The following is a 12,991-nucleotide window of genomic DNA, read 5'->3' as shown; positions in this document are numbered from 1 at the left end:
TTTCTATAAACAACCGCACTGTTGACAGGCGGTCATAATTCCATTATTATCGGCAAAATCATAGGACTTCTCTTTGTCTTTGTGAAGATAAAGTCCGAAAGATTGTCCTTCATTCTGCCCTTTATGGTATTCCAATCCTTCATATTTCTGTCAAGACAATCCTGAAGTGTTTCGGTAAGAAGCTTCTGAGCTTCGGTCATAAGCTCCTCGCTCTCTCTTACATACACAAAGCCTCTTGAAACCACGTCAGGCCCTGCAAGGATATCTCCCGAAGCCCTGTCGATAGTTGCCACGGCAATGATAAGTCCGTCCTGAGCAAGATGTTTTCTGTCACGGAGAACTATTGCGCCAACGTCGCCAACGCCAAGACCGTCCACAAGTACCTTGCCCGCAGGCACTTGTCCTGTTATCTTCATGTCAACGCCGTCTGTTTCGATAACGTTGCCTATATCAGCAATGATTATATTGCTCTCAGGGATTCCCACAGAAAGTGCCGTATCTCTGTGTTTCATAAGATGCTTATACTCACCGTGTACAGGGATAAAGAACTTTGGCTTTGTGATAGAAAGCAACAATTTCTGCTCTTCCTGACAAGCGTGTCCTGAAACGTGTACCTCGTACATTGACTCATATATTACCTCTGCACCCAATCTCATAAGGTCGTTTACTACCTTTGTGACATACTTTTCATTGCCGGGGATAGGATTAGCCGAGATTATGATAAAGTCCATAGGAGTGATAGTAACGTTCCTATGCTCGTTTGCCGACATTCTTGTAAGCGCCGACATAGGCTCACCCTGACTTCCCGTTGTGACGATGACCATTTTTTCAGGTGCATATCTCGATATAGTGTCGATATCCACAAGCACACCGTCAGGCACTTTAAGATAGCCAAGCTCGATGCCCTTTGAGATAACATTCACCATACTTCTGCCCGACACAGCTACCTTTCTGCCGTGTGTGACAGCGTTATTTATTATCTGCTGAACTCTGTGAACGTTTGAAGCGAAAGTGGCAATGATTATCCTCTTGCCCTCAGCCTTGTTGAAAAGCTTCACAAAGCTTTCGCCAACCTTGCGCTCGCTCATGGTATAGCCGGGTCTTTCAGCGTTTGTAGAGTCAGCCATAAGAGCCAAAACGCCCTTGTTTCCAAGCTCTGCAAATCTAGGCAGGTCGATTATACCGCCCTCGATAGGTGTATAGTCTACCTTGAAGTCACCGGTATGGATAAGCACACCAGCAGGGGTATGGATAGCCATTCCCACGGCATCAGGAATAGAGTGATTTACTCTTATAAACTCCACCGCCATACAGCCAAGCTTAACTGTCTGTCTTGGCGTTACAACGTTGAGTTTTACAGTTTCCAGAAGCCCATGCTCTTTCAGCTTGCCCTCAACAAGACCAAGGGTAAGCCTTGTGCCGTAAACAGGTACGTTGAATTTTTTCAGAAAATACGGCAGACCGCCTATATGATCCTCATGACCATGTGTAAGCACAACGCCCCTGAGCTTTTCCTGATTTTTCTCAACGTATGAGAAATCAGGGATAACGATATCAACTCCAGGCATTTCACTGTCAGGGAATGCCAATCCGCAGTCGATAACGAACATATCGTTTGAACACTCGATAACAGTGAAATTCTTGCCTATCTCGTTAAGACCGCCAAGAGGGATTATCTTCACAGGCGTTCTTCTTACAGGCTCTTTCACTCTGTTCGCCGCAGGTCTTGGACGTCTTTGCTGAGTATTCTGCGGTTTTCTCTGTGGAGTTTCATTTCTCGGCTGAAGCGTTTTTTTCACACTGCCCGAAGCTCTCTGACTTTTTACACGGTCAAGCTCTTTTGAAGCCTGAGCCAAAGGTATCTCGCTCTTATTCTGTTTTTTTCTAAAAAAACGTTTTTGTGTAGGATTTTTTAATGTGTTGTTCTTTTCGTTCATAAAATAATGTACTTTGCCCTGCTGTACTCCGCTTTTAAGCCTTCAAAGGCACAAAATGCCGCAAAAAAGCAGCACAAACATACGGCAGGAGCAATTATCTCCTTCCTGCTGCATTTTATCATGCTCAAATAATATTCGATTTTTCCGTTTAGATTCAATATACCGCTGCGTTTGGGCTTTATTATCATGTGCTGTCAAAAACGCTTAAAGCCTCAAAGAAAGACAAAATGGTGTGATGAACGCAGTTTAAATACAGCGGCATGAGCCGCCTTTGTCCGAACAAAAATATCTGATTATATTGTACTCCATTTTCATCTCAATGTCAATAGCAATTTATTACATTTATCTGAATATGCCCTTTATCCTGCTTGTTATATCCTCGCAAAAGGCAGCCGCCTGCTCGCAGCTCACACTTTCTACAAACACTGTTATACCTTTTTTATCCCTCAGCGGTCTGATAACTGCGTGGGTCTTGCCCATTGTTATCTCACCCTCTGCCGAACAGCCAAGCTCTGAAAATATCTTTTCCTTGTTTTCACGGCTCATTGTTATGCCCACAAATCGGCTTGAAGTGTATGCGTCAGGCACATCACAGAGAGCTTTTTGTAGCGTTATCCCCTGCTCTGACAGATAAGACGTCACCGCTGACGCAAGGTAAAGTCCGTCATAGGCAAACATATTATGGGTCGAAACCGCAACGTCCTTTGCTATGTCAGCGTTGTTTTCGTATCGGTAAAGCCTGCCACAGTGGTCTTCAGCAGTAGCATCGGCATTAGAGGGGAAATTCTCAGGCAATGCCACCGCAAGCCCCTTTTCAAAGCACACCCCTGCATACATTGCCACCAGCTTTTCCCACATGACATAGCTTGTTTTCTCACTGTAAGCTGATACTTTTGTGCCGTCTGCGGAAAGATTGAATATTATACGCTCACCGTCTATATCGTTCCTGCCGTGAAAAAGTCTGTCGGCAAGGGTCGCCTTTTTAACATCATATGTGCGGATATCCACATTTACGCCTTTAAATCGATCAGGGAGTATTTTTTCAAGCTCTGCGACGTATATCTCCCTCACCGCTGAAAAATCTGTCACACAACCCGTCTGAGAAAGCCCCACACTGCGATAAGCTCTGTCGTCAGCTATGCTTCCAATGCGGTCAAGAAGCTTTTCATCAGGCAACATTCCCCCAGCCGAAATAAGCCTTGCATGACCTGAAATGTTTGCGCCTATGAGTATGCCGAACTCTCCGCCAAATCTGTTCACAGCATAAGAAAGCTCTGAAATGCCTGCTCTGCCTATACTGTACACGTTCACTCCAGCCTGACATATGCCGCAGTCAAGGGCTTGTTTGAGCAAAAGGCTTTCGTCAGAGCCATAGGCTGTCACTATACTTCCGCCTTTTTTTGCGGCGCTTGCGGCACAAAGTCCAAAAAGCATAGCCTTTTGTGCTGTGGCTTCACCGCCCCACAAACTGCACTCGCCGTTTTCGTCTATGACCAGTCGGCTGTCAGATGATCTTTTCACGTTTTCATAAAGCCTTGCGCCCTTTTCAACAGTTTTTCCAGACCATATGCCCACGCCTTTTTCAATGACGGCTTCACTTGCGATATGAGCCTTTTCGCCTATGACGGAATATTCACCGCACTTCACACCGCTGTCAAGGACAGCCCCACGGCATACCACTGCACTGTTTATATCACAGCGTTCAGATATCACCGAGCCTATGCCAACATATCCGTTCACCTTGCCGCCCTTTACAACAGCGTTATTGTCTATGACGCTTCCGCTTTCTATGACCGACCCTGACATGACAGAAACGTTCTCTCCTATATAAACAGGCTCACCTATTGCCGCACCGCTGAAATTATTTTCCGTCAGCCTTTGTGGCATATTTTCGTTGTAAAGCATATGCCTTTGACAATCGAGAAAAGCCTCAGGCGTGGTTATCCTTTTATAATAGCCTTTTCCGTCAAGCAGGACAGCTTCGCCACTTTTCACAGCCTCGGGTATAATATCCTCCGTCATATCCATAGGCTTTTCAGGATTAAGACTTTCAAAAAGCTCTCTTTTCACTATATATATGCCAGCAGGTTTGTTTTCAGTATCATAAGTCAGAGCCGTACAAAAAGTATCGTGGCTCAAATGAACTTTTATGATCTCATCAAGAGGGTGGGTGCATATACAGTTACATTCCACGGCAAGAATTTCTGTTTCATCGCACATTGCTGTTCTAACAGCCTGCACAGTGCTTTTGCCTGCGGTGTTTATCATATGGAGCTTTATCTTACCTGAGTATTTTTCATCAAGAAGCCTTTCTACCTGTTCAGAGCCATAGCCCACCGCAAGGACAGCTTCTTCAAAGCCTGCTTTCTCCAGCATTTCAAGAGTAAAAAGCAGAATTTCTTTTCCGCATAATCTCAGAAGAGCCGCAGGTCGCCTGTCTGTCATGGGCATCAATCTTTCTCCACGTCCTCCGCATAAAACAACAGCTTTCATATATGTTCCTCCGTTCATAATATTTGATTTAATGTATTATTGGAAAACATACCCACTGTTATTCATGTGAAAAAAATTTGCCACCGCCCTTTTCAAGATAGAAAAAATATGCTATAATGTAGGATGCGGCATAAAAGAAATTCTACGGAGGTGTATATAATGGAGCAGTTTACGGCTCTTAAAAGAAAAGCACTTGAAAAATATTTTTCACGAATGAACGACCAACAGCGCAAGGCTGTGTTCAAAATAAAAGGACCTCTCCTTATACTGGCAGGAGCAGGAAGCGGCAAGACCACTGTTTTGGTAAACCGCATCGCAAACATGATATACTTCGGCAACGCATACAACACAGAGCAGACATACGGCACGCCCTCTGAGCAGGACATACAGTTTCTCAAAGACTACATTGACGGCAAGACAAATGACGCTTCTACCCTCGCAGACATTGTGGCATATGACTGCATAAAGCCGTGGAGCATACTTGCTATCACGTTCACAAACAAGGCGGCAGGCGAGCTTAAAGAACGTCTTGCAGGAATGTTGGGAGAGGCAGGTCAAGGCATAACGGCGGCGACTTTCCACTCCGCCTGCGCAAGGATACTCAGGCGAGAATGTGACAAGCTTGGATTTTCAAGCAGTTTCACCATTTATGATTCTGACGATTCTCAGAGAACTGTAAAAAGCATATTGAGAGAGCTTGGCATATCCGAGAAGATGTTTCCACCGAGAACGATACTCAGCGAGATATCCCACGCTAAAGACCTGCTCCAAGAGCCTGATGAATACATCGCCTCAGCCGCAGGAGATTATCGTAATCTGACCATAGGCAAGGTATACAAGCACTATCAGAAGAAGCTCAAAGCCGCAAACGCTATGGACTTTGACGACATGATCTGCCACACAGTCAAGCTTTTTGAGCAGTTTCCTGACGTCCTCGACCACTATCAGAACTTGTATAAATATATAATGGTAGACGAGTATCAGGACACCAACAAGGCTCAGTTCAGACTTGTTTCGCTGCTGTCACAGAAGTATAACAACCTGTGCGTTGTGGGTGATGACGACCAGAGTATCTACAAGTTCCGTGGTGCGACTATCGAGAACATCCTCAACTTCGAGGAGCAGTTCGACTGCAATGCTGACACTGATGTTATAAAGCTTGAACAGAATTACCGTTCAACACAGAACATTCTTAACTGCGCAAATCAGCTTATAAGCAACAATCAGGGAAGAAAGGGTAAAAATCTGTGGACAGCTTCGGGTGACGGTGAAAAGGTAACAGTCTACAAGGCTTCAAGCGAACGCAGTGAAGCAAAATTCGTGGCTGACACTATTTTAGAGGACATAAACAAGGGCAGAAAATACAATGACCATGCCATTCTCTACCGAATGAACGCACAATCGAACGCTTTGGAGCAGACGTTCATACAAAGTGGAATACCATATAAAATAATAGGCGGTCTGAAATTCTATGACAGAAAGGAAATAAAGGATATCCTCGCTTATCTTTCTGTTATAAACAACCATTTCGACTTTCTCCGTCTGAGAAGAATAATCAACGAGCCGAAACGTGGTATCGGCGAAGCCACTGTAAACGCTCTTGAGCAGATAACCTCAGACCTTGGGGATTCACCTATCCACATCATGCAGGAAGCCGATATGCTTGCACCCCTTGTGAAGCGTTCAAAACAGCTTATGCCTGTGGGCGATATGCTCTCAGAGCTTACTGAGCTTTCTGACACTCTGCCACTTGCGGAGCTTTTGGACAAGCTTCTTGATATGACAGGCTACAAGCGTCATCTTGAAATGCAGGGCGACGAGGGTCTTACACGTCTTGAAAACATCAACGAGCTTAAATCCACTATGTCAAGCTATGAAGAAAATGCTGACGAGCCGTCGCTGTCGGGATTTTTGGAGGAAATATCACTTTACACTGACGTTGACAATCTCGACTCTGATGCTGACTATGTTGTGCTTATGACAATGCACTCTGCAAAGGGTCTTGAGTTCCCCATAGTTTTTGTTGTGGGCATGGAGGACAATATCTTCCCATCATCAAGAAGTCTTGAATCAGAAGCTGACACGGAAGAGGAACGCAGACTTGCCTATGTTGCGGTGACACGAGCAAAGGAAAAGCTTTATCTTACCCACGCAGAGGAGCGTATGCTCTATGGTCGTACTGACAGAAACAGGATATCACGCTTTATAAAAGAGCTTCCTGCCGATTGCATAGAAAAGCAAGCCGAGGAAACAAAGGCTTCACCTTATCTCAACGGCTATGAAAAGCCTCACAGCATGAGCCTGCAACAGCAATTGGCTCAGCGAAAGGCTGATAAGAGCAATTTTTCTGTTAATACTGAAACTTTTGCACCAGGCGACAGAGTTTTGCACAAGATATTCGGTGAAGGCACTGTTTTAAGTTCAAAACCTATGGCTAACGATACTCTTGTTGAGATAGCATTCGATAATCGTGGTACAAAGAAGATAATGGCAAATTACACGAAGATAAAAAAGATATAAAGATATAAGATAGAAAGATCCGCAGGGCGAAACAAAACGCTCTGCGGATTTTTTGCAATATAAAAGCCGTACACCCAAAAAATGTACGGCACATTTTATGTATCAGATAACATCGTCTTCCTGATTTGGAATGTTAAGCTGTTTCTTTGGAACACGCTTGATAGGATCATAGACCCACTTCTTACAGCTATAATCAGCGTCTACCAGACCCTGCTTCTCACAAAGGACCTTATTTCCTTCTCTTGATCTGTTGCCGAAAAGGCAGTAAGAACATGACGGTGAAATTCTGTTACCAAAATAGCTCTTCTTTGCCATGATTTATACAACTCCTTTAAGATAAGTTAATCTTTTTTCATTTGTTATTAATTATATCATACTGTTTTAGAAAATGCTAGTCTTTTCTTCAAAGTTAGTAATAAAATCATCATAATCAAGCAAAATGAGGGAACAAAATTGTTCACTTTGACGAATTTAACATTATTTGTAACAGAAGTCAAAACTGAATCAGGAATAAAGAAAGGATAGATAAAACGGCATATGACAGCAGACAAAAAGGCTGATGTCAAACGTGAGATAAAAAACGGCACAAGGGAGAAATCCACGCCAAGTGCAGATATTTGTATAATCACACACAAACCACCGAAGGAGCAGACAGCAGCTATAAATGGCAGAAGATAAAATGGACTTCCCGAAAGCTCAGTGAGAGAGGTTATTTCAAGACAGCTTTTCACAAGCACAAGCTCGTTTTCTGACAGTGAAAACGCATTTTTCAGAAAGCTGAACGCTCCGCAGTATTCAAGAGAGGACATAAACGCTCCGAAAAAGACTATCATAACGCAGATAACAAAAAGCGACTTTCCTGCTGAGATAACGCTGTCGGTGAACATTCTGCCGTCAAGTCTGAAAGTCGGCTTTGATGTTTTCTTATCCTCATTTATAGCTCTGCCGAGAACAAGTGCAGTGAGAAAATTTGCCGCTAGTATGGATACGAACACTGCAATGCCTGCTCCTGTACAACCAAACACCGCAAGACCCACTGTACCAGAATAAAAAGCAGGCCCTCCACAGCAGCAAAAGCAGGACATTATCTTTGCAGTACGCTTGGATATTATCTTTCTCTGACACAGATCCGAAAGAAGCTTTACTCCCACAGGATAGCCTGCGGTATTGCCAAGAAGAAATACAAAGAAAAGCTGAGGCGGTATGCCCATTATAAATCTCGATATAGGATAAAAAGGCATTGAAACGCAGTAGTAAAGCCCACTTGAAACAAGTATCTGTGACAATGCCATAAAAACAAACAGCGACGGGATTATGATATTCATACAGCGGTCAACGGCTTCGGAGATACCAAGCTTTACGCTCTCGCCCCCTGATATGGTGATAATGCAGAACCATATGACCACCCCCGCAAGTATGTATACGCAAAGCTCCTTTGCAAGTCTTTTCAACATTTTTATTACCTCCCTACTTTTACTTTTTAAGTATATGTCAGTCTGTCTAATAATATAATTAAGCATAAGACAATGAACGGAGGACGCAAAAATGAAGAAGATACCATTTTTAAGCTTTTTCGGCATGACAAAAGAATTGACCGCACTAAGCTCATACATAAGCATAACTGACGACAGAGCCGCCGTTATCGAAAACTGCAAGCAGATAGTTGAGTGCAGCGAGATAATGGCAAAGGTGCTGACAGGCTCTTTTGAGATAGAGATATGGGGCAGCGGACTAACAATGTCAAATTTCTGCTCCGACAGCGTGGAGATAAGAGGAAAAATAGAGTCGGTCAAGCTTGTGTCAAGAAGTATCAGGGAGAGAGGATAATGATTTTCGGTTATATAGATTATGTTATCACAGGGGACAGCTTCACCAAGTTTTTCCGCAGGATAATGTCAAAAAAGCTTCCCGTTAGCAAAATGTGTGAAAAGAACGGAAAGCTCACTTTGCGTATGCCTGCGGAACACTGTAAGGCACTTGAAAGACTATGCGATGAACTTGGGCTTGAATACACCGCCACAAAACGTCACGGAAGCTTTGTTCTTGCAAAACGTTTTTTCGGAAGAGGAGGACTTGTCATAGGCACTGCGGCTGTCATGCTTTCGTGCTTCTATCTATCAAACGTGGTGGTGAGGTTTGACATACTCAGTGATGATGAAAATATCAGAAAAGGCGTTATGTCGGTGCTTAAAGAGGAGGGCGTTGAAACCGGCACTTATATCCCAAGCATTGATCTTATAGTCACAGAACGTGCCTTAAAGCAAAAAGTGGAGGGCATATCATGGGCAGGCATAACACGCAAGGGTGACACGCTGATAATCGACGTTATCGAAACTGAGGGTGACACAAAGCGTGAGTCAAACCGCTATCCCTCAAATCTTGTTGCCTGCGAAAACGGAGTTATCGAAAAAGTCGAGGTTTATGACGGACAGCTAAAGATACCAGTGGGAAGCGGTGTGACAAAGGGCGATATCGTTGTAGGCGGTGAGATCATCACATCAAAATCAAGCTGGATAGACGGCAAGGAAAACGTTGAAACAAAGACAAGCTATGCACGCTCAAAGGGTAAGATACTAGGCACTTTTGAGCGCACTGTCACATTCACACAACCCTTTGAGGACAAGACAGAAAAGACGACAGGCAAGAGAGATACAAAGCGTTTTTTCACTGTGTTTGACGCTGATATCCCTCTTTTTTTCTCAAAGCCTGAGGGTTACTGGAAAAATGAGCAGAGATATTCTCCTCTGTCGCTTTTCGGGCTTGAAATGCCTTTTGGCATAACCACCTGCGAACTTGAAGAATATAAATTTTCACAAGACACCCTGACAGAACAGCAGGCACTTGACGCCGTTCATGAAAAGGCGTATTTATATGAGGAAAATTTTCTCTCAGACTATGAGATTAAAGACCGGCAAGTGGAGGATAATGTGACAGAAAACGGAGTAACCGCTACTGTAACATACACCCTATATGGCGAGCTTTGCAGAGAGGTGGAATTTTTTATTAAGAAATGATCAAAAAGTGTGAAAAGGTGCATAAAAAAAGTGTTAAATCTTACTGAGATTGTTGCAATCAGAGGAAAAATGTGATATAATAGCTTTGTATAATAGGTATATCAGAACAAAAAAGAGGAAGTTGTGCTAATGGCGGAAAAACTTATCAGCGTGGACAGAATGGAAACTGTACTCAGCCTTTTCGGCAATTATGACGAGAATGTTAATCTTATCCAAAAAGAGTATAATGTTGTGATTCTCAGCAGAGGTGACGATATCAAGATAACAGGCGATGAGGAGAACGTATTTAACGCCTCGGAGGCTATAAACAGTCTTATTGCTCTTATCAACAAGGGCGAGGCTATCACTGAGCAGACTATAAGATATGTTTTCACACTTGTGCGTGAGGGCAAGCAGTATGAGATAAAGCATATGTCTGATGACGGCGTGTGCGTAACAGTGAGCGGAAAGCTCGTCAAGCCGAAAACTCTCGGTCAGAAAAGATATGTTGAAGCAATAAGGAAAAAGACTATCGTCATGGGCATTGGTCCTGCGGGAACGGGCAAGACTTATCTTGCGGTGGCAATGGCGGTAAAGGCTTTCAAGGCGCACGAGGTAGAGAAGATAATCCTCACACGTCCTGCGGTTGAAGCAGGAGAAAAGCTGGGCTTTCTTCCGGGCGACCTGCAATGTAAGGTAGACCCATATCTCAGACCGCTTTATGACGCACTTTTTGAAATGCTCGGTCCTGACACTTTCGCTAAACAGCAGGAGCGTGGCTGTATCGAAGTCGCTCCGCTGGCATACATGAGAGGACGTACTCTTGACGATTCTTTCATTATCCTTGATGAAGCGCAGAACACCACTCACGAGCAGATGAAGATGTTCCTTACACGTCTTGGATTCAACTCAAAGATAGTCATAACAGGCGATATAACGCAGATAGACCTGCCTGACCAGAGAAAGTCAGGACTTATTCAGGCAATGAACGTACTCAAAGGCATTGACGATATATCAATAAACAGATTTACCGACAAGGACGTTGTCCGTCACAAGCTTGTGCAGGACATAATCCTTGCTTATGAAAAATATAACAAAAAAGGAATGTGAAAAAGTAATGGGCAAGGTAAAAGTAATGATAACCAACAACCAGACAGAGGTAAAGATACCTGTTGGCATAAGGCTTCTTGTAAGACGCTGTTGCCATGCTGTTTTGGAATATGAGGGCCACAATGATGATTTTGAAGTTTCTGTATCTTTTGTGAATGACGAGCAGATACATGAGCTTAACAAGGAGCATAGAAACATAGACCGCTCAACAGACGTGCTGAGCTTTCCTCTTGGCGAGAACGGTGATTTTGACATGAACCACGAAACAGGCGCTTACCTGCTGGGAGATATAGTCATAAGCCTTGAAACTGCTTACCGTCAGGCTGAGATATATGGTCACTCTCTTGAAAGAGAGATAGGTTTTTTGACAGTACATTCAATGCTTCATCTCCTTGGCTATGACCATGAAGAAAGCAATCTTCAGGAGAGGATAATGCGTGAAAAGGAAGAAGCTATACTTGGCAATCTGGGCATATCCCGTGACGCCACTTTCTTAGGCGAGCATGAACACAGGTAAAACAGGGATAGGACGTTTCTTCAAGGGCTTTGTTTATGCCTTTGAGGGCGTTGTGAGCTGCATAAAAACAGAGCGCAATATGCGTTTTCACATTGGCGTTGCAGTGCTTGTGATACTGCTTATGCGATTTTACGGACTTAGCGCCGCCGAAACTGCCGCAGTTTATATCTGCATAGGGCTTGTTATTTCACTAGAGCTTGTGAACACGGCTGTTGAAGCCGCTGTGGATATGGCGTGTAAAGATAAAAACCCCCTTGCTAAAAAGGCTAAAGACTGTGCGGCAGGGGCTGTTCTCATTGCGGCGGTAGCTTCTGTGGCTGTGGGAATAAGGATATTCTGGGACTATTATGCTTTTATGGCTATAGCCTCTTATTTTGCAAGAAACATATGGCTAGGGATAGCTTTAGCCGCAGGTGTGATACTGTGGCTCGTATGGGTGTTCAAAACGCCTGCTGACAAAGATAAAAAAGATAAGGAAAAATATATATGAACAAGAAAAATGCAAATTCAAAAAATGCGTTCGTCACCATTGTTGGACGTGCGAACGCAGGCAAATCCTCATTGCTAAACGCACTTGTGGGCGAAAAGATAGCCGCAGTGAGCGACAAGCCGCAGACAACAAGAACAAAGATAACAGGTGTTCTCACAAAGGGAGAAACACAGTTCGTTTTCATGGACACACCTGGTATGCACAAGGCTAAAAACAAGCTTTCCGAGCATATGCTCAACGCTGTGAACGAGTCTGTTGCAGGGGTTGACCTTATTATACTTATGGCTGACTGCACAAAGAAAATATCCGAAAACGAGCGTGAGCTTGTAAAGGGCTTCAAGACAGGCAAGACTAAGGTGATACTTGTGCTGAACAAGATAGATCTTCTTGAAAACAAAGAGGATCTTATCGCAGTGATAGCAGAGTATTCAAAGCTTTTTGATTTTATAGATATCGTACCAGTGAGCGTTCTTGAAAAGGACGGTCTCGATATTATTATGGAAGATCTTGAAAAGAATGCTGTGGAGGGTCCGCACTACTTCCCTGATGATAAATTCACAGACCAGCCTGAAAAGGTCATAATGGCTGAGATAATAAGAGAAAAGGCACTCAATAACCTTAATGACGAAGTTCCTCACGGCATAGCTGTGACTATCGAACAGCTTAACGAGCGTGAAAATAGAAACGGTGAAGCTATACTTGACGTTACCGCTACTATTTACTGTGAGAGAGAGTCACACAAGGGTATCCTTATTGGAAAAGGCGGCTCTATGCTTAGAAAGATAGGTCAGGAAGCAAGAGCTGACCTTGAAGATTTCTTCCAGATAAAAGTAAATCTCCAGTGTTGGGTTAAGGTAAAAGAGGGCTGGAGAAACCGTGAGGGCATGATAAAGAATTTCGGTTTGGAATAAAGGCAACATATTTTTCCGCT

The 12,991-nt window shown here is 43.7% G+C and carries 11 protein-coding genes; 7 read left to right on the top strand and 4 right to left on the bottom strand.

Going from position 1 to position 12,991, the window contains the following annotated elements:
• Positions 1 to 32: 32 nt before the first annotated feature.
• Positions 33 to 1,937, bottom strand: a complete 1,905-nt coding sequence (locus QVO88_RS07160; protein WP_022287816.1) for a ribonuclease J — start codon at positions 1,935 to 1,937, stop codon at positions 33 to 35.
• 342 nt (positions 1,938 to 2,279) lie between these two features.
• A complete protein-coding gene (locus QVO88_RS07155) occupies positions 2,280 to 4,430 on the bottom strand; it encodes a sugar phosphate nucleotidyltransferase (RefSeq protein ID WP_022287815.1) in 2,151 nt (716 codons plus the stop codon).
• A 159-nt stretch (positions 4,431 to 4,589) separates the two neighbouring features.
• On the opposite strand from QVO88_RS07155, the gene QVO88_RS07150 reads away from it, so the two are divergent.
• The gene (locus QVO88_RS07150) at positions 4,590 to 6,950 is read left to right on the top strand and encodes an ATP-dependent helicase (RefSeq protein WP_022287814.1); all 2,361 of its coding nucleotides are present in this window, start codon (positions 4,590 to 4,592) and stop codon (positions 6,948 to 6,950) included.
• A 102-nt stretch (positions 6,951 to 7,052) separates the two neighbouring features.
• On the opposite strand, the gene QVO88_RS07145 is transcribed toward QVO88_RS07150, so the two are convergent.
• Both QVO88_RS07145 and QVO88_RS07140 read right to left on the bottom strand, forming a co-directional pair.
• Positions 7,053 to 7,265 carry a hypothetical protein gene (locus tag QVO88_RS07145; RefSeq protein WP_022287813.1) on the bottom strand — a complete coding sequence of 71 codons (213 nt, stop codon included), beginning with the start codon at positions 7,263 to 7,265 and terminating at the stop codon, positions 7,053 to 7,055.
• A gap of 56 nt (positions 7,266 to 7,321) precedes the next feature.
• The gene (locus QVO88_RS07140) at positions 7,322 to 8,404 is read right to left on the bottom strand and encodes a nucleoside recognition domain protein (protein ID WP_022287812.1); all 1,083 of its coding nucleotides are present in this window, start codon (positions 8,402 to 8,404) and stop codon (positions 7,322 to 7,324) included.
• A gap of 91 nt (positions 8,405 to 8,495) precedes the next feature.
• Here QVO88_RS07140 and QVO88_RS07135 point away from each other — a divergent pair, with 91 nt between their 5' ends.
• From QVO88_RS07135 to era, 6 genes are all read left to right on the top strand, one after another.
• Entirely contained in the window at positions 8,496 to 8,777 is a 282-nt protein-coding gene (locus QVO88_RS07135; RefSeq protein ID WP_022287811.1) for a YabP/YqfC family sporulation protein, read from the top strand.
• Entirely contained in the window at positions 8,777 to 9,964 is a 1,188-nt protein-coding gene (locus QVO88_RS07130; RefSeq protein ID WP_022287810.1) for a sporulation protein YqfD, read from the top strand. Before QVO88_RS07135 ends, QVO88_RS07130 begins: the two co-directional genes overlap by 1 nt.
• 129 nt (positions 9,965 to 10,093) lie before the next feature.
• On the top strand, positions 10,094 to 11,053 hold the full coding sequence (locus QVO88_RS07125) for a PhoH family protein (protein WP_022287809.1): 960 nt from the start codon (positions 10,094 to 10,096) through the stop codon (positions 11,051 to 11,053).
• 7 nt (positions 11,054 to 11,060) lie between these two features.
• Positions 11,061 to 11,570 carry an rRNA maturation RNase YbeY gene (gene ybeY, locus QVO88_RS07120; RefSeq protein WP_117864595.1) on the top strand — a complete coding sequence of 170 codons (510 nt, stop codon included), beginning with the start codon at positions 11,061 to 11,063 and terminating at the stop codon, positions 11,568 to 11,570.
• Entirely contained in the window at positions 11,557 to 12,060 is a 504-nt protein-coding gene (locus QVO88_RS07115) for a diacylglycerol kinase family protein (RefSeq protein WP_022287807.1), read from the top strand. The genes ybeY and QVO88_RS07115 overlap by 14 nt, the downstream gene beginning before the upstream one ends.
• Complete coding sequence (era, locus tag QVO88_RS07110) at positions 12,057 to 12,971, top strand: GTPase Era (RefSeq protein ID WP_022287806.1); 915 nt, start codon at positions 12,057 to 12,059, stop codon at positions 12,969 to 12,971. The genes QVO88_RS07115 and era overlap by 4 nt, the downstream gene beginning before the upstream one ends.
• Positions 12,972 to 12,991 lie beyond the last annotated feature (20 nt).

The organism is Ruminococcus sp. CAG:57, assembly GCF_000435935.1.
In the GTDB taxonomy this organism is placed as follows: domain Bacteria; phylum Bacillota; class Clostridia; order Oscillospirales; family Ruminococcaceae; genus Hominimerdicola; species Hominimerdicola aceti.
The sequence above is the reverse complement of the archived record's forward strand: the minus strand, read 5'-3'. Positions and strand labels throughout refer to the sequence as shown.